The sequence below is a fragment of the Microbacterium salitolerans genome (assembly GCF_019720895.1).
Taxonomy (GTDB): Bacteria; Actinomycetota; Actinomycetes; order Actinomycetales; family Microbacteriaceae; genus Microbacterium.
Genome location: NZ_JAHKSH010000001.1, coordinates 313,600 through 334,793 on the forward strand (window position 1 = coordinate 313,600; position 21,194 = coordinate 334,793).

The following is a 21,194-nucleotide window of genomic DNA, read 5'->3' on the forward strand; positions in this document are numbered from 1 at the left end:
CCCATGACCCCGCGCGGCCGATGACGACCGCGACGACAACAGAAAGGCGTTCACGATGAGCACCCTTCCTCAGGACGTTCTCGATCAGCTCGAGAAGCAGGCCATCGAGCTGCCCTCATGGGCGTTCGGCAACTCGGGCACCCGCTTCAAGGTGTTCCAGACGCCCGGCACCCCGCGCGATCCGTTCGAGAAGATCTCGGACGCGTCGCAGGTCCACAAGCTCACGGGTCTCGCGCCGACCGTCGCGCTGCACATCCCGTGGGATCTCAGCGACTTCGGCGACCTGCGCAAGCACGCGGAGGATCACGGCGTCGAGCTGGGCACGATAAACTCGAACACCTTCCAGGACGACGACTACAAGTTCGGCGCGCTGACGCACGAGGACGCGAAGATCCGTCGCAAGGCGATCGACCACCACCTCGCGTGCATCGACGTCATGGACAAGACGGGCTCGCGCGACCTGAAGATCTGGCTCGCCGAGGGATCCAACTACCCCGGCCAGGCCGACATGCGCGGCCGCCAGGACCGTCTGAACGACTCGCTCCACACGATCTACGACCGCCTGGGCGACGACCAGCGCCTCGTGCTCGAGTACAAGTTCTTCGAGCCGTCGTTCTACCACACCGACGTTCCCGACTGGGGCACGTCCTACGCCCAGGTGGCGTCGCTCGGCGACAAGGCGCTCGTCTGCCTCGACACGGGCCACCACGCGCCCGGCACGAACATCGAGTTCATCGTCATGCAGCTCCTGCGCCTCGGCAAGCTCGGGTCGTTCGACTTCAACAGCCGCTTCTACGCCGACGACGACCTGATCGTCGGATCCGCGGATCCGTTCCAGCTGTTCCGCATCGTCTTCGAGGTCGTGCGCGGCGGCGGGCTCAACAACCCCGACGTGCAGTTCATGCTCGACCAGTGCCACAACGTCGAGAACAAGATCCTCGGCCAGACGCGCTCGGTGCTGAACGTCCAGGAGATGACGGCGCGCGCGCTGCTCGTCGACACCGAGGCGCTGCGCGAGGCGCAGATCGCGGGCGACCCGCTGAAGGCCCACGAGGTCTTCATGAACGCCTTCTACACCGACGTGCGCCCGGCGCTCGCCGCGTGGCGCGAGGGCCGCGGCCTCCCGGCTGACCCGATGCAGGCGTACCTCGACTCGGGTTACCAGGAGAAGATCGAGGCCGAGCGCGTCGGCGGTCAGCAGGCCGGCTGGGGCGCCTGATGGAGCCCCGGGACACGACGCTCGACGGCCCGCACGGGCCGCTCGGCGTGCGCGTGTACCCGGCGGACGCACCGGCAGGACCCGTCGTCGTGTGGGCGCACGGCGGCGGGTTCGCCGCGGGATCCATCGACATGCCGGAGGGCGACTGGGTGGCGCGGGCGTTCGCCGCCCGCGGCATCACGACGGTGTCGGTCGACTACTCCCTCGCGCCGATCGAGCCCGGCTCGCGCTGGGCCGATCGTGAGCCCCATGACGGCGTGCGCTACCCGATCGCGTCGGAGGAGCTCGAATCCGCCCTGAGCTGGACGCGTGAGCACGTGGCCGAGTGGGGAGCGGACCCCGACAGACTCGCGATCGGCGGCGCGAGCGCGGGGGCGAACCTCGCCGCCGGCGTCGTCGTGCGCCTGCTGCAGACGGGGCGCTCGCTGCCGGCGCAGGTGGTCCTCGCGTATCCGACCCTCCACGCGGTCCAGCCCGACGTTCCGGCCGATCTGGTGGCGGCGCTGGCCGACGCGGGCCTGAGCGCCCAATTCGCCCCTCCCGCCGTGCGCGAGATGTACGAGAACTACCTCGGCGGATCCGTCGACACGGCGGACGCCGTTGCGGCGCCGGGCACGGCGACGGAGGGAGAGCTCGTCGGCTTCCCGCCGACCACGATCGTCGCCAGCGACGTCGACGAGCTGCGCGTCTCGGCCGAGGCCTTCTCGCGCACGCTCGACAGTGTCGGCGTGGACGTGCGCTGCACGCTCGAGCGCGGCACCCGCCACGGCCACCTCAACCGCCCGGAAGAGCCCGGCGCGGAGGCGACGATCGACGCCTTCGTCGCGCGGCTCGTGGGCTGAGCGCCTCATGACGACGGGGCGGCATCCTGATGAGGATGCCGCCCCGTTCTCGTGACGTCAGGCGCGTGGCCCGGTGTGCGGCCAGGCCCGGTGGGCGTTGAGCTCGGCGAGACGCTCCATCCACGCGCGCTTCGCGCGGTAGGCGTCGCCGAGTGACTCGTCGGGCAGGTAGGTGGTCTCGCGCTCGGATCCCGTGACGACGTCCTCGAGCGCGTATGCGCCCGCCGCGAAGCCCGCCAGATATGACGCGCCCTGTGCCGCGCCGTGCCCGCGTGTCGCCTTGTGCACGGGAACTCCCGTGACGTCGGCTTTGATCTGCAGCCACAGCGGCGAGCTGGCGCCGCCGCCCGTCGCCAGGACCTCCGTGACCGGGTGCTTCGACTGCGCGAACAGTGCGATGTCCGTCGCGAGGGCGAAGGCGTTGCCCTCCATCGCGGCGATGAGCAGATCGATGTCGTCCGTCGCGAGGTCGACGCCGTCGAGGATCCCGCGCGCCATGGGATTCCACGTGGGCGTGCGCTCGCCTGCGAGGGAGGGCACGACGCTCACACGCGATGGCCGCTCGCGCGAGCTCAGCTCGGGCGAGGTGCGCACATCGGTCGCCGGGTCGAGCCCGTTGACCCAGTCGATCGTCGCCCCGGCGGTCACCTGCGCCGCGATGAGGAGATCGACGCCGGGCACGCAGTGGCGCGAGTGGATGAGGCCCGGCACACTCGTGCCCGCGGGTACTGCGAGCATCGACACGCTCGAGAACCCGGTCATCTCGACGAGGGGGCCGCCAGGGCGCAGGACGCCGGCCTCGATGGCGGATCCGACCGAGTCGATCGCGCCGGCCGCGACGCGCGCTCCCGCGGTGATCCCGGTCGCCCTCGCCGCCGCCTCCGACACGCGCCCGACGACGTCGGCGACCGGACGGATCTCCGGCAGCAGGTCGAGGCCGACGTGGGCCTCGCGCAGCGCGGACGGGAAGTCGGAGGCGCTCTCGTCGAAGCCCTGCATGAGCGATGCGGAGCTGTCGTCGAGCACCATGACGTCCGTCAGGCGCGCCACGATGAATCCGTTCGCGGAGAGGATTCGGTGGGTGCGACGCGCGGTCTCCGGGCGCTCGCGCACGAGCCAGGGCAGCTTCGCCGTGCCGAAGAACGCGTCGGCGCCGTTTCGGCTGTCGACGAAGTCTGCGATGCGCGCCGCGTCGGCCTGCGCACGTCGGTCGAGCCAGGTCAGTGCCGGGCCGACCGGATCCGCCGACGCGTCCACCGGAACGATCGTCGGCGCCTGCGAGGTGACGGCGACGGCCGCGACCGTGTCGCCTCCGACGACGTCGGGCGCGAGCGCGCAGAGCGCCTCCCACCAGGCCGACGCGTCCTGCTCGGCCCCGCCGTGGCGATCGGTCGTCGTCGGATAGCGCGTCGACGCCTCGCGCACGAGCTCCCCGTCGGCGGCCGTCGCGACGACCTTCACCGAGCTCGTTCCGACGTCGATGCCGAGGAAGATCGTGCTCATCGCAGCGCGCCCGTCAGCTCGTGCTGCAGCGGCTCGCCGCGCAGGAAGCGGCCGAGCTCTGCCGCGACACCCTCCGTCGCGCGGATCGCCGTCTGCGTGCTGGCGCCGGCGATGTGGGGAGTCATGACGACATTGTGGCCGTCGCGAGCGGCGGCGAACAGCGGGTGGGAGAAGTCGGCGGGCTCGCTCGGGAAGACATCGAAGGCGACGCCGCCGAGGTGTCCGGAGACGACGGCGTCGGTGATCGCGTCGTAGTCGACGAGGCCTCCGCGCGCCGCATTGACGAGGTAGGAGCCCGGCCGCATGAGCGCGAGGCGCTCGGTCGAGACGAGCCCGGACGTCTCCGGCGTCAGACGCGCGTGGATCGACACGATGTCGGCACGGCGGAACACGTCGTCCACGGTGTCGATGCGCTCGATGACGCCATCGAGCACGCCCTCCGGCAGGAAGGGGTCGTAGACGATGACGTGCGCTCCCATGGCGTCGAGGATCCGAGCGACGTGTCCGCCGACCGCGCCGGCACCGACGAGGCCGATGGTCGCCCCCGACACCTCGAATCCGACGCGATCGTGTCGGTAGAAGCCCCCCTCCCAGCGCCCGTCCTCGAGGGTGCGCTGCGTCATCGGGATCCGGCGCAGGACGGCGAGCAGCAGGCCGAGCGTCATCTCGGCCGTTGCGATGCCGTTGCGACCGGGGACGTTGCACACCGCGATGCCGCGCTCGGCGGCCGCGGTGAGGTCGACGTTCGTGGGGCCGCCGCGCGACACTCCGATGAAGCGCAGGTCGGGGCACGCGTCGAAGACGCGCCGGGTGAGCGGGGCGAGCTGTGTGACGATCGCGTCGCGGCCGCGCAGTGCCTCGATGAGCGAGTCCTCGTCGCCGGATGCCTCGTCGACGCCGCCGACCGACCAGAACGGCTGGTCGGGCCACAGCAGCTCGAGCTCGGCGATGTCGGCGACGAGGTCGCCCGTCGCCGAGGCGACGCTCTCTCGGAACAGCGCGGGACGGATGAAGCGGTCCCCCGCAGCGAGCACGCTCGTCATGATGGTCTTCTCCTTCGTCAGGGGGTGGGATCCGCACGCCGGGCGGCGGCGCGCGAGCAACGGGGGCGGGCCGGGCGACGGCCTAGCATGGGGGGATGGGCAGTCTGGCGAGCGAAGAGCGCGAAGCCTGGCTGCGCGCCGAGCTGTCCGCGACGGGCCAGATCACGCTCGCCGCGGCGTCCGCCGCCCTCGAGGTGAGTGAGCAGACCGTGCGGCGGCACCTGCGCGACCTCGAGGATCAGGGGGCCGCGCGTCGCGTCCGCGGCGGGGCGAAGGCCGTGGGGCCCGTCAGCTTCCACGGGCGCGCCCGCAGCCACGACGAGGCGAAGACCGAGATCGCGCGCAAGACGCTGCCGCTCGTACCGCGCTCCGGGACGATCGCGTTCGACTCGTCGACCACCATGGCGCGTCTCGCGACCCTGCTCCCGGGCGCCGATGACCTCGTGGTCGTGACGAACGGCCTCGACACCCTGCGCGCGCTCGAGGGCAAGCCGGGGATCCAGCCGCTCCTCGTGGGCGGCCGACTCGATCCGCGTGTCGACTCGTTCGGCGGCCCGCTCGCGGCTCGCGGGGCGGCCGACTTCTCGTATCGCACGTTCTTCTGCTCGGTGGCCGGCCTCGATTTCGCTCGCGGCGGCTTCGAAGACACGCTCGACGAGGCGCACGTCAAGCGCGTGTTCCTCGACGCCGCGGAGTCGACTGTCGTCGGCATCGACGAGAGCAAGTTCGGCAGCACCTCGGCGGCGCTGTCCATCCCGATCGACGCGATCGACGTGCTCGCCACGAACGTCGACGCGGACTCCCGCGCTCTCCAGCCGATGCGGGAGCACGGGAGCCGTGTGATCTGACGGCCGTCGGGTCATCGCGCCTCGGCGAGCGCGGCCTGGTCGGCCTCGTAGCGAGCGAGCGCGCCCTGATCGACCTTCATGAGATACGTCAGGCCGAATCCGACGAGGTAGATGGCCGCGATCGCGATCACCATTCCCGCCGTGCCGAGCAGTCCCCAGAACAGCGTGACGATGAGCGACCCCACGAACTGCGACAGGCCGGCCGCGAGGTTCAGCAGGGCGACCGCCTCGCCGCGATGCGCGGGCTCGAGCGCCGGCATGAGGGCGGACAGCGGCACGTATGCGGCGATCGCGATGCCGAACAGCACGACGGCGCCCGCCGTGATCCACGGCACGGGGCCGACGGCGAGCGGCACGAAGTACATGAGCAGCGTGGCGACGGCCATGCCGATGCTGCCGAACCAGCGCACTGTGCGGATCCATCCGAGACGATCTCCGAGCACGCCCCAGAGCAGGTTCGTGAAGACCGTGACGAGGTAGACGAGGCCCCACAGCTGCAGCCATTCGGTCTGCTCGAAGCCGATGTCGCGCACGAACACGATCGGCATCATCACGATGAACGCGTAAAGCGCGATCTGGTTGATGATGCGCTGGACCATGCCGAGCGCGAGCTGCGTGTTGCGGAAGGGCAGGGCGATCGTCTGGACGAGCGTGCGGCCGAGTCCGGCGAGGCTGCGCGGCCCGCTGTGCTGGGGGCCGCGGCCCGACACGAGGACGCCCGCGAGGATGCCTCCGGCGGCGATGAATCCGATCGAGATCCACAGGGTGGCGACCTCGCCCATGAACGGGATCGTCAGGCTCGGAAGATAGGAGCCGAAGACTCCCACGCCGACCGAGTACGCGGCCCAGAACCACCCCATGGCGCTCGAGAGGCGGTTCTGCGGGGCGGCGTACGAGATCCACACGACGAAGCTGTAGACGAACATCGGATACGCGGCGGCGCGGATCGCGTACATCACGAGCATCATCGGGTAGTTGTCGGCCATGACGCCGAAGACCAGGAAGCCGGCGTGGAACACGATCCACGCGACGGTCGAGAGCATCATCACGCGGCGAGGTCCGTAGTACTCGGCGAGGACGCCGGAGGCGAAGGCCGCGAAAGCGACGACGAGGCCGTAGACGGTGAACAGGGTGCCGGACTGCTCCTGCGTGTACCCGAGCGAGGTCACGAGGTAGTCCGACAGGAAAGCCTGTTCGAGACCGTCTCCGGTCATGAACAGCGCGATGGCGACGTAGCCCCACAGCAATGCGGGGGACAGGCCGAGGAAGTCCCGCTGGGCGGGAGCGCCAGGAAGCGACATGCCGAAACTCCTTTGTTGTGCCGGCGTGAGAAAGGCGAGTCAGATCTTGTCAACTCTGTCATGTTCTGTCAACTCGGGATCGGATCCGCCGTCGGGATACGGTGCCGTCTATGTCGACAACGAGTTCCGTGCACGGTGAGCAGCGCCGGCGCGCGCTGGCCGAGATCCTCGAGCGAGAGGGCAGCGTGCAGCTCGCCGAGGCTGCGGCCGCCCTCGGCGTCTCGGAGATGACGATTCGTCGCGATCTCGACGGCCTCGAGCAGGAGGGCGTCGCCCGGCGCGTGCGCGGCGGGGCGACGCGGGCTGTGGGTCCGCGCCCCTTCGGTGAGCGGATGGGGCAGCGCCGCGCGGCGAAGGCCCGCATCGCGCAGAAGGTGCTCGATCTCGTCCCGGCGCACGGGGCGATCGCCCTCGACGCGTCGACGACGGCGGGCGTGCTCGCCGAGCAGCTGGGGCGGCACGAGGATCTTCTCGTCGTCACGAACTCGTGGGAGAACTTCGGTGCCCTGCGTCGCGCAGGAACGCCGCGGGCCACGCTCACAGGCGGCCAGGCCGACGACCTGACGGGCAGTCTCGTCGGTCCGATGGCCTGCCGGGCTGCCGCGGCCGTGCGCTACTCGACGCTGTTCGCCAGCGGCGCGGGCGTCGACGTCGCGCACGGGGCGAGTGACGTCTCACTCGAGGAGGCGCAGGTGAAGCTCGAGTTCGCGCGCGGCGCCGAGCGTGTGGTTCTGCTCGTCGACTCGACGAAGCTCGGCAATCCCGGCATGGCGCGTGGGCTCGAGTGGGGCGACGTCGCGCTTCTCGTGACCGAGCTCGACGTGGCCGATGCGCGGCTCGACCCGTATCGCGAGCTCGTCGAGATCCGCTGAGCCGTTTCTTGCGTGGAACGTGATCTGGTGTGAGAATTACAAGAAGTAACATCGCGGTCGGCGTCTGAGCCTGCCACGTCCCCTGGTCCTCCGCGTTAGGAATCTCATGACGAACCCCACCGTCACCGACCTGATCACCCGGTCGAACCGCCTCGGTTCCGACCCGAAGAACACCAACTACGCCGGCGGCAACACCTCGGCGAAGGGCACCGAGACCGACCCGGTCACCGGCGAGCCCGTCGAGCTGCTCTGGGTCAAGGGGTCGGGCGGCGACCTCGGCACGCTGCAGGAGAAGGGGCTCGCGACGCTCCGCCTCGACCGCATGCGCGCGCTCGTGAACGTCTACCCCGGCATCGACCGCGAGGACGAGATGGTCGCGGCGTTCGACTACTGCCTCCACGGCAAGGGCGGCGCGGCTCCGTCGATCGACACGGCCATGCACGGCCTCGTCGACGCCGCGCACGTCGACCACCTCCACTCCGACAGCGGCATCGCCATCGCGACGGCCGCCGACGGCGAGGAGCTCACTCGCAAGATCTTCGGCGACAAGGTCGTGTGGGTGCCGTGGCGCCGCCCCGGCTTCCAGCTCGGGCTCGACATCGCCGAGATCAAGAAGGCGAACCCGCAGGCGGTCGGCACGATCCTCGGCGGCCACGGCATCACGGCGTGGGGCGACACGAGCGAGGAGAGCGAGGCGAACTCGCTCTGGATCATCGAGCAGGCCCAGAAGTACATCGACGACAACGGATCCGCACAGCCCTTCGGCGGCGTGCGCGCCGGCTTCGAGGCGCTCCCCGCGACCGACCGCACGGCCAAGGCCGCGGCGCTGGCCGCGACCATCCGCGGACTCGCCTCGACGGACGCCCCGATGGTGGGTCACTTCACCGACGCCGAGGTCGTCACGGACTTCCTCGCGTCGGAGCGCGCGCCCGAGCTCGCAGCGCTCGGCACGAGCTGCCCCGACCACTTCCTCCGCACCAAGGTGAAGCCGCTCATCGTCGACCTGCCGGCCGACGCGTCCGTCGAGGACACGATCGCGCGTCTCAAGGAGCTCCACGAGGAGTACCGCGCGGACTACGCGGCTTACTACGAGCGCTACGCGACCGATGAGAGCCCGGCGATGCGCGGCGCGGATCCGCTGATCGTCCTCGTCCCCGGCGTCGGCATGTTCAGCTACGGCAAGAACAAGCAGACCGCGCGCGTGGCCGGCGAGTTCTACATCAACGCGATCAACGTGATGCGCGGCGCCGAGGCGCTGTCGACCTACGCGCCCATCGACGAGTCGGAGAAGTTCCGCATCGAGTACTGGGCGCTCGAAGAGGCCAAGCTGCAGCGCATGCCGAAGCCGAAGACCCACCAGGGTCGAGTCGCGTTCGTCACGGGCGCCGCGTCGGGCATCGGCAAGGCCATCGCGATCCGCCTCGCGAACGAGGGCGCGTGCGTCGTCGTCGCCGACCTCGACCTCGAGAAGGCCCAGGCGGTCGCCGAGGAGCTCGGCGGATCCGATGTCGCGATCGGCGTCGCCGCGAACGTCGCCGACGAGGAGGGCGTGAAGGCCGCGATCGACGCGACCCTGCTCGCCTTCGGCGGCATCGACCTCGTCGTCAACAACGCCGGACTGTCGCTGTCGAAGCCGCTGCTTGAGACCACGGAGAAGGACTGGGACCTCCAGCACGACGTGATGGCGAAGGGATCCTTCCTCGTCTCGAAGGCGGCCGCGAAGCCGCTCATCGAGCAGGGCATGGGCGGCGACGTCATCTACATCTCGTCGAAGAACTCGGTGTTCGCCGGGCCGAACAACATCGCGTACTCGGCGACGAAGGCCGACCAGGCGCACCAGGTGCGCCTGCTCGCGGTCGAGCTCGGTGAGCACGGCGTGCGCGTCAACGGCATCAACCCCGACGGCGTCGTGCGCGGCTCCGGCATCTTCGCGGGCGGCTGGGGTGCGCAGCGCGCCGCCACCTACGGAGTCAACGAGGAGGACCTCGGCCAGTTCTACGCGAACCGCACGATCCTCAAGCGCGAGGTCGTCCCCGAGAACGTGGCTGACGCCGTGTACGTGCTGACGGGCCCCGAGCTCACGCGCACGACCGGCCTGCACATCCCCGTCGACTCGGGCGTCGCGCAGGCGTTCCTGCGCTGACCTGACCCGACATGGACAACACAACGCAGTCGATCTGCACCGCCTCGGGCGTTTTCCGGCCTGATTCGGGCCGCGCGGGCTCAGGTCGACTGCGTTGTGTTGAAGGAGGAACGATGACAGCTCTCGCCCCACTCGGAACGGGCCCCGCAACCTCGGGCCTCGCGCTCTCCCACACAACGCAGTCGATTCGGGCTGCCGGGGGCGGATACGGCCCGATCTGTGCTCGAACTCGCCGGAATGACTGCGTTGTGTTGGGGGTACCGCGATGACCTCAGTTGCCGCAGTCGACCTCGGAGCCACGAGCGGCCGCGTGATCGTCGGCCGCTTCGCGGGCGGATCCATCCAGATGGACACCGTCGGACGGTTCCCGAACAAGCCGGTCATGACGCCGAGCGGCCTGCACTGGGACCTCGTCGCGCTCTACCGCGGGGCCCTCGACGGGCTGGCCGAAGCGTTCCGCGTCGCCCCCGACATCGCATCGATCGGCGTCGACTCGTGGGCTGTCGACTATGCGCTCATGCGCGGCGACCGCATGCTCGGAACGCCCTTCCACTACCGGGACGAGCGCACGGCAGCCGGTGTCGACGCCGTGCACGCCGACGTCCCGTTCGACGAGCTGTATCGCCGCAGCGGCCTCCAGTTCCTGCCGTTCAACACGCTCTATCAGCTCGCCTGCGAGCGCGATCACGGCATGCTCGACCTCGCCGACGGCATGCTTCTCGTGCCCGACCTGATCGGCTGGATGCTCACGGGCGAGAAGGTCGCGGAGCGCACCAACGCCTCCACGACCGGTCTGCTCGACGTCACGACGAAGCAGTGGGATCTCGACCTCGCGTCGCGCCTCGGCGTGCCCGAGCGGATCCTTCCCCGCCTCGTCGACCCCGGCGACACCGTCGGATCCCTCCTTCCGCACGTCGAGAAGGAGCTCGGCGGATCCGCGCCCGTCGTGGCCGTCGGATCCCACGACACCGCGTCGGCAGTGCTCGCCGTCCCGATGAAGGCCGACCGGGCCGCGTACATCTCCTGCGGCACATGGGGGCTCGTGGGCGTCGAGACCGAGCGGCCCGTCCTCACCGACGCGGCGCGCGAGGCGAACTTCACGAACGAGGGCGGCGTCGACGGCCGCACCCGGTTCCTGCACAACGTCATGGGTCTCTGGCTGCTGAGCGAGGCGATCCGCGAGTGGGAGCGTCCGAACGGCGCCGAGAAGATCGACCTGCCTGCGCTGCTGGCCGAGGCCGCGGAGGTGCGCGGCGAGGTCGGCGTCTTCGACGCCAACGACCCCGTCTTCATGCCGCCCGGAGACATGCCGGGCCGCATCGCGACCTGGCTGCGTGAGCACGACCAGCCCGTCCCGCAGACCAAGGCGGAGTTCGCCCGCTCGATCGTCGAGAGCCTCGCCGAGGCGTTCGCCGGAGCGGTGCGCACGGCCTCCGAGCTCTCCGGTGTGCCCGTCGAGACGATCCACATCGTGGGGGGCGGATCCCTCAACGAGCTGCTCTGCCAGCTCACGGCCGACCGATCGGGGATTCCGGTGGAGGCCGGCCCCGTCGAGGCCACGGCGATCGGCAACCTCCTCGTCCAGGGCCGCACCGCGGGCTTCGTCTCGGGCGACCTCGAGGCGCTCCGCGCCGTCGTGGCAGACGCCTTCCCGCCGAAGCGCTACACCCCGCGCGCCTGACGCGGGGATCGGGGCCGCTACGCTCGTCGGAGCGCGGCGGCCCTGTCGCGTCGTGAGGCGGCCTCCCGAGGCGAGCGCAGCAGCCGGTCGCGCGGGCGCGCACAGAACCCGGCGTGAATCGATCTGCGCCCCCTGGCGCGGCGACGTCGAGATGCCCTAACGTCGCGTGGATCAGGCAGGCGACGGCGCCGGCCACGGCCACCCAGAGGAAAGATCCCCGCTCCACCGTGACGAACGACCCGCGCACTGATTCGATCCCGACGCCGACGGGCATGATCCCGACGTCGACGGGCCTCATCCCGATCCCCACCGGCGTCGTCTCCGTGACCGATGCGGTACGGGGCGCGGCGGGTGAGACCGCGCATGTCCACCCCGGCGATCAGCTCTCGAGCGCCCGGCGGCTCGCGTATGTGCTGCTGCTCGGCGCGCTCACCGCGCTGGGGCCGTTCACGGTCGATCTGTATCTCCCGGCGTTCCCGCTGCTGGAGGCGGACTTCGACACGACGAGCGCCGCGATCCAGCTCACGCTGACAGGCACGATGGTCGGCTTCGCCCTCGGGCAGCTGATCGTGGGGCCCCTGAGCGACAAGTACGGTCGGCGCACGCCGCTGCTCATCGCGACGACGCTGCACCTGCTCGCGAGCACGGCGGCGGTGTTCGCGCCGACGCTCGAGCTGCTCGGCGTCACGCGCGTGCTCATGGGCATCGGCGCGGCGGGCGGCGGCGTCGTCGCGATGGCGATGGTGCGCGACCTGTTCGGCGGTCGCCGGCTCGTGATCATGCTCTCGCGGCTCGCCCTCGTGACGGGCGTCGCCCCCGTGATCGCGCCGCTCATCGGATCCGCCCTGCTCGAGGTGATGCCCTGGCGGGGGATCTTCGTCGTGCTCGCGCTGTACGGGCTGACGATCCTCCTCTGCGCGATCTTCGCGCTGCCCGAGACGCGTCCCGCGACCGATCGCATCTCGGCCGAGACGGTGTCGGTCCGGCATCGGTATCGCGTCGTGTTCTCGGATCGCGTGTACCTGGGCGTGCTGGTCATCGGCGCGATGACGTTCTCGGGGCTGTTCTCGTATCTGTCGTCGTCGTCGTTCCTGTTCCAGGAGACTTACGGGCTGTCGACGCTGCAGTTCGGTCTGGTGTTCGCGGCCAACTCGGTCGGACTCATCATCGGCAATCAGATCGCGGCGCGGCTCGCGGCTCGGGTCGGGCCGCAGTGGGTGCTCGCCTACTCGACGTCGATGCTGCTCGTAGCGGGGATCGCGATTCCGATCTGCGCGGCGATCGTTCCCTCGGTGTGGGGCGTGATCGTGCCGCTGTTCCTCTTCATGACGTCGTGCGGGTTCACGTTCCCCTGTGCCCAGGTGCTGGCGCTCGACCGCCACCCCGAGGCCGCGGGCACGGCGGCATCGGTGCTGGGCGCGGCGAACAACGGCGTCGCGGGGCTCATCTCTCCGGTCGTCGGCCTCGTGTCCGGAGCCGCAGGCATCACGCCCCTGTCGATGGCGACGATCATGATCGCGTGCTCGGCGATCGGGATCCTCGCCCTCTGGTTCATCGTGCGCCCGCGCACGCTGGGCATGCTGTCCGCCTGATCCGCCCCGTTCCGAAAGGATCCGATGTCCGGCTCCCTTCCTCTCCATCTCTCCGCCGCCGGTGTGAGCGTCGTCGTCGACGTCGCGGCCGGCACGCCTCGGATCCTCTACTGGGGCGCCGCGGTCGCGTTCGACGACGCGGATCTCGCGGAGCTCGCCGACACGGCGCACCGGGTCGAGGTGGGGGAGGGCGTCTCAGCGCCCGTCGCCCCCACCGTGATCCCCCTGCCGGCGGACGGGTGGGTCGGCACCCCCGGCATCGAAGGGCATCGCGACGGCACGGCGTTCTCCCCCGAGCTGACGCTCACGGGGGTCGAGGTCGCGCGCACCGACGACGCGCAGACGATCGAGGCCGCGCTCGCCGATCCCGCCGTGGGCATCGAGGTGACGGTGCGTCTCGCCCTGCTGGCCTCGGGGATCCTCCGCGCCGACGCGGAGCTCGCCAATGTCGGTGAGGACACCTACACGCTCGACGCCCTGCGCGTCCTGATTCCCGTTCCCGCGGAGGCCGACGAGCTCCTCGACTTCGTCGGACGGCACATCCGCGAGCGCTCGCCGCAGCGGAAGCCCTTCGACGTCGGCACCCACCTGCGCGAGGGGCGACGCGGGCGCACCGGGTCGGACGCGACGCCGGTGCTCGTGGCCGGATCCGCGGGGTTCGGCTTCCGGCAGGGCGAGGCCTGGGGCGTGCACGTGGCCTGGAGCGGGCACCATCGTGCGCTCGCCGAGCACGGGTACACGGGGACGCGGGTTCTGGGCGGCGGCGAGCTGCTCCTGCCGGGCGAGGTGCGACTCGAACCGGGCGAGGCCTACCGCGCCCCGGCCGTGTACGCGGCCTACGGCGACGGGCTCGACGCGCTCGCCGGGCGCTTCCACGCGCACCTCCGCGCCCGGCCGCAGCACCCGCGATCCCCGCGCCCCGTCGTCATCAACACGTGGGAGGCCGTCTACTTCGATCACGACCTCGACGCGCTCACGGCCCTCGCGGAGAAGGCGTCTTCTGTCGGGGTCGAGCGGTTCGTGCTCGACGACGGCTGGTTCGTGGGACGGACGGATGACACCCGGGCGCTCGGCGACTGGCAGGTCGACCCCGAGCGCTGGCCGGAGGGGCTGGCGCCGCTGTTCGACAGGGTCCGCGGCCTCGGCATGGAGGTCGGCCTCTGGTTCGAGCCCGAGATGATCAACGAGGACTCGGAGCTCTTCCGCGCGCATCCCGACTGGATCCTCGGCCCCGCCGGCCGGATCCCGCGTACGGGGCGCCACCAGCAGGTGCTGAATCTCGCGCATCCCGACGCGTACGCACATCTCCTCGAGACGATGAGCGAGCTCATCGCGCGCTACGGCATCGACTACATCAAGTGGGATCACAACCGCGACCTTCTCGAGCCGGGCGACGTGCGCACGGGACGCGCCGCGGTGCATGCCCAGACGCTCGCCGCGTACGCGCTGATCGACGAGCTGAAGCGGCGTCATCCCGGCCTCGAGATCGAGTCGTGCGCGTCGGGAGGCGGGCGGATCGACCTCGGGATCCTCGAGCGCACCGACCGCGTGTGGGCCAGCGACTGCATCGACGCCCTCGAGCGCCAGCAGATCGAGCGCTGGACCGCGCAGCTGATCCCGCCCGAGCTGATCGGATCGCACGTCGGCTCCCCGACGGCGCACACGACGGGCCGCACGCATACGCTCGGGTTCCGCGCCGCGACCGCGCTCTTCGGCCACTTCGGTATCGAATGGGATCTGCGCCGGGCGAGCGATGGCGAGCTCGAGGAGCTGCGCGGCTGGATCGAGCTCTATCGGCGAGAGCGCGCGCTGCTGCACTCGGGATCGCTCGTCCGTCTCGACGTGCCGGATCCGGCATATGCTGCCCACGGCGTCGTGAGCGTCGACGGCGAGCGCGCGCTGTTCACGTTCGTCGCGACGGACACGGGCGTCTCGGCGTTCCCGGGCCGTCTGCGCCTCGCCGGGCTCGACCCCCGCCGCCGCTACCGCGTCGAGCCGATCGACCTGTCGCGCGGCGGACTGATCTCCTCGCCGACGGGACAGCCCGCATGGATCGATGGCGAGGCCGTCGCGACCGGCGATGCTCTGCAGCGCGCGGGCCTCGCCATGCCGCGCCTGCATCCCGAGCAGGCGTTCGTCTTCCGGCTCACGGCCGTCTGACGCGCCGCGGCCGCGCGCGTAGCTGAGGAGATGTGCGTTCTTGAGGACGGATCCGCGTGAAGCGGTCCTCATCCCCGCACATCTCCTCAGCTACGCGCGCCGTTCCGGTCGCGTCGGCACCGCGTTGGTCTGGGCGACGACGTCGTCGGTGCCGGTGGGCTCGACGACGGGGGTCACGACGGTGACGGGACGCGTCTCGTCGATCGTGAGGGCGAAGCGGCGGGCGTCCGCGCGGTGCAGGCGGCCGGAGAACAGCAGCCACGCCGCGCCGATCGCGGCGGCGAGGAGGCCGGCGATGCCGCCGACGACGATGGCCGAGCGCGGGCCCCACGCGTCGGCGACGGCCCCAATGATGGGGGCGCCGATGGGCGTGGATCCCATCATCACGGCCAGGTAGAGGGCGAGGACGCGACCGCGGAGGGCGGGATCCGTCGTCGTCTGCACGAAGCCGTTGGCGGTCGTGAGCATGGTGACCGTGCAGAACCCGATGGCCATGCAGACGAGCGCGTAGGCGAGGTACCCCGGCATCGCGGCGGACACGATCGACATGGCGCCGAAGCCCGCCGAGGCGAGCATCACGACGCGCAGCCGTGCTCGGTCGCGGCGGGCGGCGAGCAGGGCGCCCGCGAGGGATCCGACGGCGAGGGCCGAGCTGAGCAGCCCGTAGCCGTCGGCATCGCGCCCGAACTCGACGGCCATCGTCGACGCGAAGATCGGGAAGTTCATGCCGAACGCGCCCATGAGGAACGCCATCGTGAACGTGACGACGAGATCGGGCCGCGTCATGACGTACTTCACGCCGTCGGAGAGCCGCCCGCTGCCCTTCTTCGAGCGCATGCTCGGCTGCAGCTCGCTCGTGCGCATGAGCATGATCGCGGCGAGCATGGCGGCGAAGGTCGCGGCGTTGATGATGAACACCCATCCGCTGCCCACGAGGATCAGCAGGATGCTGCCGACGGCGGGGCCGATGAGACGCGCCATGTTGAACGACGCGGAGTTGAGCGCGACGGCGTTCGACGCGTGGGAGCGGCCGACGATGTCGGTCACGAACGCCTGGCGAGCGGGGGCGTCGAACGCGTTCGCGACGCCGAAGAGGGTGGCGAGGGCGAGCATCATCGGCAGGGTGAGTACGTCCGTGAGGAGGAGCACGCCGATGAGGATGGAGAGGATCCCGAGGCTCGACTGCGTGAGGAGCAGGAGCCGGCGGCGATCGAAGCGGTCGGCGACCCAGCCGGTGACGCCGACCAGCACGAGCGGCGGGCCGAACTGGCACGCCATCGTGATGCCGACGGCCGTCGCGTCGTGGTCGGTGAGCTCGGTGAGCACGACCCAGTCCTGCGCGGTCGCCTGCATCCAGGCGCCGACGTTCGAGATGAGGGCGCCGAGGAACCACATCCGGTAGTTGAACAGGCCGAGCGAGCGGAACATGTTCTTCATCGGTGCACCTCCCGCAGGATGATCTCGGCCGCCTCATGCAGGACGCGCCGCTCGTCGGGTCCGAGGCCCTCGAGCACCTGGGCGAGCCAGCCGTCGCGGCGCTGGATCGTCTCCTCGACGACGACGGATCCCTCATCCGCGATCGCGATGCGCACCTTGCGACGGTCCTCGGTGTCGGCGACGCGCGTGACATAGCCGAGCTCTTCGAGGGAGTTGATCGTGCGGTTCATCGAGGGTGCGGTGATGCCGTCGCGCTCGGCGAGGGCGCGGAGAGTGTGGGGGCCGTGCAGGTGCAGGTTGACGAGCACCGCGAACTGGCCGTCGGTCATCGTCGTGACCGACCGCTGCTGCCGGATCCGCCGTGCGAGCCGCAGCGTGGCGGCGCGCAGATCGGACGCTTCGTGGGAGAGGGAGTCTTCGTGAGTCATGCGAATAGTTAGTTTAGGCCATTAGTTTGGGCAAGGGGTCGACGTCGGCTGGATGCGCGGTGCAGGAGTACGGCAGAACGTCGACGGGACCACGGGACCCGTCCGGAATCAGCGGGGCATCAGCTGATCGCCGTACTTCTGCGTGTGGGAGGATCCAGCCATGCCTGAGTACGTCGACCGCCGCGGCACCACCATCGTCTACGACCGGTACGACCCGACGGGGGCCGCGCGCGGCGTCGTGCAGGTGCTCCACGGCGTCGGCGAGCACGCCGGCCGCTACGGCGCACTCGCGGAGGCGCTCGCCGCGGACGGCTGGATCGTCTACGCCGACGATCACCGCGGCCACGGTCGCACGGGCATGACGCAGCACGGATCCGCCGACCTCCTGGCGCATCTCGGCGAGGGCGGGCATCGCGCGGCCGAGGATGCGGTCTGGCGGATGAGCGAGATCGCGCGTGACGAGAACCCCGGCCTGCCGCTCGTGATCCTCGGCCACTCGTGGGGGTCGTTCCTCACGCAGATCCTCGTCAACGACCACCCGGGGGCCTATGACGGCGTCGTCCTGATCGGATCCTCGCTGCGCTGGCCCGGATCCCTCAACGCGATGCCGCTCAACGCGCGCTGGCACGGGCCCGACGCGAAGGGGAACGAGTGGATCAGCGAGGATCCCGCGGTGCAGGACGCAGCGCTCGCGGATCCGCTCACCACGCAGACGCCCCTCACGAAGGCGTTCGGGCCGTGGAACACGCTGCGGCTCGTCGGGCGGCCGAAGCGAGGCATGCCCGACACCCCGCTTCTGCTGATGGTGGGGCGCGACGATCCGGTGGGCGGCCCGCGCTCCGTGCACCGTCTGGCGGACGCATACCGGCGTCGCGCGGGGCTCACCGATGTGACGACCCAGGTGTACCCCGGGCGGCACGAGATCCTCAACGGCTACGCGCAGGAGCGCGTGCGCACCGATATCCGTGCCTGGCTCGACGCCCGCTGGCCGGTGTGAGCCGCGCCCGACCGGATCCCTGTCAGCCCGCCGGACTACCCTGAGGGGATGCACGGCGAATACAAGGTGCCCGGGGGGAAGCTCGTGGTCGTCGACCTCGAGGTGGCCGAGGGGCGGATCACCGATTTCGCGCTCGCGGGCGACTTCTTCCTCGAGCCGGATGACGCGCTCCTCGACATCAATCAGGCCGTCACCGGCCTGCCCGACACCGCCGACGTGCCGACGATCGCGACGGCCATCCGCCGCGCGCTCCCCGTCGGCGCGCAGCTCCTCGGCTTCACGCCCGAGGCCGTCGGCACCGCCGTGCGCCGCGCGCTCGTGACGGCGTCGACGTGGACCGACTTCGCGTGGGAGATCATCGACGACCCCGCCGTCTCGCCCCTGATGAACCTCGCCCTCGACGAGGTGCTCACCGAGCGCGTCGGCGACGGCCTCCGCAAGCCGACGCTGCGCATCTGGGAGTGGGACAGGTCGGCCGTCGTGATCGGATCCTTCCAGTCGTTCCGGAACGAGGTGGACCCGGAGGGGGCGAAGCGGCACGGCTTCGACGTCGTTCGCCGCATCTCGGGCGGCGGCGCGATGCTCATGGGCGCCGAGCAGATCATCACCTACTCGCTCTACGTGCCCGCCTCGCTCGTCGCCGGGCTCACGTTCGCCGACTCGTACGCGTTCCTCGATGACTGGGTGCTGCAGGCGCTGAAGAAGGTCGGCATCGAGGCGACGTACCAGGGGCTCAACGACATTGCGAGCCCGCAGGGCAAGATCGGCGGCGCCGCGCAGAAGCGCCTCGCCAACGGCGGGATCCTGCACCACGCGACGCTCAGCTACGACATCGACGGCGAGGTCATGACCGAGGTGCTGCGCATCGGGCGCGAGAAGCTGAGCGACAAGGGCACGACGTCTGCCGCGAAGCGGGTGGATCCCATCCGCAGTCAGACGGGCATGGAGCGCCGCGCGATCATCGACGAGTTCATGAGCGAGTTCCAGACGTTCACGGGCGCGACGCGCGGATCCGTCACGCCGGAGGAGCTCGCGCAGGCCGAGGAGCTCGTGCGCACGAAGTTCTCGACCGACCAGTGGCTGCACCGCGTCCCGTGACCGTCCTCGATCCCGCCCTGCAGAGGGGCCTCAGCAGGGCCGCGCCCGTGGCGATCCACCACGGAGACAATCTCGAGGTCATCCAGACGCTGCCGGACGGCGCGTTCACGATGATCTACCTGGATCCGCCGTTCAACACGGGCCGCAAGCGCCAGCACACGACCCAGCGGGTCACGCACGCCCCCGACGCCGTGCACATCGATGCCGTCGAGGACGACCCCGACGGCGCGCTGTTCGGATCCGACTTCCTCCACGCGACCGAGAACCCCGTGTGGAACGGGTTCCACGGGCGCAGGTACGAGCGGATCCGCCAGACGCTCACGACGTTCGACGACCGCTTCGACGACTACTGGTCGTTCCTCGAGCCGCGCCTCAGCGAAGCGTGGCGCCTGCTCGCCGACGACGGCACGCTCTACCTGCACCTCGACTACCGGGAGGCGCACTACGCGAAGGTCCTCCTCGATGTCGTGTTCGGGCGCGACCACTTCCTCAACGAGATCATCTGGGCGTACGACTACGGCGCCAAGAGCCGGTCGCGCTGGCCCACGAAGCACGACACGATCCTCGTGTACGTGAAGGACCCGGCCAAGTACCACTTCGACTCCGACGCCGTCGACCGCGAGCCGTACATGGCACCGGGCCTCGTCGACGCCGACAAGGCCGCGCGCGGCAAGCTGCCCACCGACGTGTGGTGGCACACGATCGTGCCGACGAGCGGATCCGAGCGCACGGGGTATCCGACGCAGAAGCCCGAGGGGATCCTCACGCGCATGGTGCAGGCGTCGACGCGGCCGGGAGACCGGGTCCTCGACTTCTTCGCCGGCTCCGGCACGACCGGAGCCGTCGCCAGCCGCCTCGGCCGCCAGGCGGTCCTCGTCGACGGCAGCCCCCGCGCGATCGAGGTCATGCAGGAGCGCATGCCGCATGCCGTGGTGATCCGGTAGCGGATCCCCGGATCCTCTGGCGCGGCTGCGCGTCCGCCCCCTAGCGTGTGGACCATGCGCTTCGGAACCTTCATCCCGCAGGGCTGGCGATTCGATCTCGTCGGCATCGATCCGGTCGCCCAGTGGCAGACCATGCAGTCCCTCGCACGCCGCGCGGATGAGGGGTCCGCGTGGGAGTCGATCTGGGTCTACGACCACTTCCACACGACCCCGGTGCCGAGTGCGGAGGCCACGCACGAGGCGTGGACGCTGATGTCGGCGTTCGCGGCATCGACGAGCCGCGTGCGGCTCGGCCAGATGTGCACGTGCATGGGCTACCGCAATCCCGCCTACCTCGCGAAGGTCGCGGCGACCGTGGACCACGTGTCGGGAGGCCGCCTCGAGATGGGGATCGGCGGCGGCTGGTACGAGCACGAGTGGCGCGCGTACGGCTACGGCTTCCCCGAGGTGCCCGACCGCCTGCGCGCGCTCCGCGAGGGCGTCGAGATCATGAAGCAGGCGTGGGAGACCGGATCCGCGACGCTCGACGGGCGCTACTTCCAGGTCGACGGCGCGATCGTGCAGCCGCAGCCTCTGCAGGATCCGTCGATTCCGTTCTGGATCGCCGGCGGCGGCGAGAAGGTGACGCTGAAGATCGCGGCGAAGTACGCGCAGTACACGAACTTCGCGGGCGGCGACATCGAGACCTTCCGGCACAAGGACGGCGTGCTGCGTGGGCACTGCGATGCGCTCGGCCGCGACCACACGGAGATCACCCGCACGACCGACATCAACGTCATCATCGACGAGACGGAGGCCGAAGTCGCCGATCGCGTCGCGGCCGTCGGCGCGCGCCTGAAGCCCCATCTCGGCGATGCCTACGAGGGGGCGATGAAGAACTACGGCTCGGGCGTCCCCACGGTCGGCACCGTCGAGCAGGTGACGGAGCACCTCCACGCGATGAAGGCCGCCGGCGTCGACTACACGATCGCCTACTTCCCCGAGATGGCCTACGACACGAGCGGCGTCGAGCTCTTCGAGAAGAAGGTCATCCCCGAGCTGTCGTAGGGGCAGCGGGTTCGGGTGACGCGTGCGACCCTTCGTCGC

The 21,194-nt window shown here is 70.4% G+C and carries 17 protein-coding genes; 12 read left to right on the forward strand and 5 right to left on the reverse strand.

Annotated elements, in window-relative coordinates; all coding sequences use genetic code 11:
- Positions 1-55 precede the first annotated feature (55 nt).
- Together rhaI and KOL93_RS01425 are read left to right on the forward strand one after the other, a co-directional pair.
- Positions 56-1,219, forward strand: coding sequence for an L-rhamnose isomerase (gene rhaI, locus KOL93_RS01420; RefSeq protein WP_221583519.1), 1,164 nt, complete (start codon positions 56-58; stop codon positions 1,217-1,219).
- On the forward strand, positions 1,219-2,061 hold the full coding sequence (locus KOL93_RS01425) for an alpha/beta hydrolase (RefSeq protein WP_221583520.1): 843 nt from the start codon (positions 1,219-1,221) through the stop codon (positions 2,059-2,061). The genes rhaI and KOL93_RS01425 overlap by 1 nt, the downstream gene beginning before the upstream one ends.
- Before the next feature lie 57 nt (positions 2,062-2,118).
- Here the strand turns inward: KOL93_RS01425 and KOL93_RS01430 are convergent, their stop codons facing one another.
- Positions 2,119-3,564 carry a xylulokinase gene (locus tag KOL93_RS01430; RefSeq protein ID WP_221583521.1) on the reverse strand — a complete coding sequence of 482 codons (1,446 nt, stop codon included), beginning with the start codon at positions 3,562-3,564 and terminating at the stop codon, positions 2,119-2,121.
- On the reverse strand, positions 3,561-4,607 hold the full coding sequence (locus KOL93_RS01435) for an NAD(P)-dependent oxidoreductase (protein ID WP_221583522.1): 1,047 nt from the start codon (positions 4,605-4,607) through the stop codon (positions 3,561-3,563). Before KOL93_RS01435 ends, KOL93_RS01430 begins: the two co-directional genes overlap by 4 nt.
- Before the next feature lie 95 nt (positions 4,608-4,702).
- On the opposite strand from KOL93_RS01435, the gene KOL93_RS01440 reads away from it, so the two are divergent.
- The gene (locus tag KOL93_RS01440; protein WP_221583523.1) at positions 4,703-5,455 is read left to right on the forward strand and encodes a DeoR/GlpR family DNA-binding transcription regulator; all 753 of its coding nucleotides are present in this window, start codon (positions 4,703-4,705) and stop codon (positions 5,453-5,455) included.
- 11 nt (positions 5,456-5,466) lie between these two features.
- Here KOL93_RS01440 and KOL93_RS01445 read toward each other — a convergent pair whose 3' ends face one another.
- Positions 5,467-6,756, reverse strand: a complete 1,290-nt coding sequence (locus tag KOL93_RS01445; RefSeq protein WP_221583524.1) for an MFS transporter — start codon at positions 6,754-6,756, stop codon at positions 5,467-5,469.
- Between the two features lie 110 nt (positions 6,757-6,866).
- Between KOL93_RS01445 and KOL93_RS01450 the strand changes: the two genes are divergently transcribed.
- From KOL93_RS01450 to KOL93_RS01470, 5 genes are all read left to right on the forward strand, one after another.
- Positions 6,867-7,628: a DeoR/GlpR family DNA-binding transcription regulator gene (locus KOL93_RS01450; protein WP_221583525.1), complete on the forward strand. Its 762-nt coding sequence runs from the start codon at positions 6,867-6,869 to the stop codon at positions 7,626-7,628.
- Between the two features lie 106 nt (positions 7,629-7,734).
- Entirely contained in the window at positions 7,735-9,771 is a 2,037-nt protein-coding gene (locus KOL93_RS01455; RefSeq protein ID WP_221583526.1) for a bifunctional aldolase/short-chain dehydrogenase, read from the forward strand.
- A gap of 265 nt (positions 9,772-10,036) precedes the next feature.
- Positions 10,037-11,452 (forward strand): rhamnulokinase, encoded by a 1,416-nt coding sequence (locus KOL93_RS01460; protein WP_221583527.1) that lies wholly within the window; start codon positions 10,037-10,039, stop codon positions 11,450-11,452.
- A 227-nt stretch (positions 11,453-11,679) separates the two neighbouring features.
- Positions 11,680-13,044, forward strand: a complete 1,365-nt coding sequence (locus KOL93_RS01465) for a multidrug effflux MFS transporter (RefSeq protein WP_308291505.1) — start codon at positions 11,680-11,682, stop codon at positions 13,042-13,044.
- 24 nt (positions 13,045-13,068) lie between these two features.
- The gene (locus KOL93_RS01470; protein ID WP_221583528.1) at positions 13,069-15,204 is read left to right on the forward strand and encodes an alpha-galactosidase; all 2,136 of its coding nucleotides are present in this window, start codon (positions 13,069-13,071) and stop codon (positions 15,202-15,204) included.
- A gap of 90 nt (positions 15,205-15,294) precedes the next feature.
- Here KOL93_RS01470 and KOL93_RS01475 read toward each other — a convergent pair whose 3' ends face one another.
- On the reverse strand, positions 15,295-16,632 hold the full coding sequence (locus KOL93_RS01475; protein ID WP_221583864.1) for an MFS transporter: 1,338 nt from the start codon (positions 16,630-16,632) through the stop codon (positions 15,295-15,297).
- A gap of 5 nt (positions 16,633-16,637) precedes the next feature.
- Positions 16,638-17,069, reverse strand: coding sequence for a MarR family winged helix-turn-helix transcriptional regulator (locus tag KOL93_RS01480; protein WP_221583529.1), 432 nt, complete (start codon positions 17,067-17,069; stop codon positions 16,638-16,640).
- Between the two features lie 160 nt (positions 17,070-17,229).
- Here KOL93_RS01480 and KOL93_RS01485 point away from each other — a divergent pair, with 160 nt between their 5' ends.
- From KOL93_RS01485 to KOL93_RS01500, 4 genes are read left to right on the forward strand one after another with little or no spacing between them, the layout of a single operon-like run.
- Positions 17,230-18,066, forward strand: a complete 837-nt coding sequence (locus tag KOL93_RS01485) for an alpha/beta fold hydrolase (RefSeq protein WP_221583530.1) — start codon at positions 17,230-17,232, stop codon at positions 18,064-18,066.
- Between the two features lie 48 nt (positions 18,067-18,114).
- On the forward strand, positions 18,115-19,164 hold the full coding sequence (locus KOL93_RS01490) for a lipoyl protein ligase domain-containing protein (RefSeq protein ID WP_221583531.1): 1,050 nt from the start codon (positions 18,115-18,117) through the stop codon (positions 19,162-19,164).
- Positions 19,161-20,108, forward strand: coding sequence for a DNA-methyltransferase (locus KOL93_RS01495; protein WP_308291506.1), 948 nt, complete (start codon positions 19,161-19,163; stop codon positions 20,106-20,108). The genes KOL93_RS01490 and KOL93_RS01495 overlap by 4 nt, the downstream gene beginning before the upstream one ends.
- A gap of 54 nt (positions 20,109-20,162) precedes the next feature.
- The gene (locus KOL93_RS01500) at positions 20,163-21,155 is read left to right on the forward strand and encodes an LLM class F420-dependent oxidoreductase (RefSeq protein ID WP_221583532.1); all 993 of its coding nucleotides are present in this window, start codon (positions 20,163-20,165) and stop codon (positions 21,153-21,155) included.
- The last annotated feature ends 39 nt before the right edge of the window (positions 21,156-21,194 follow it).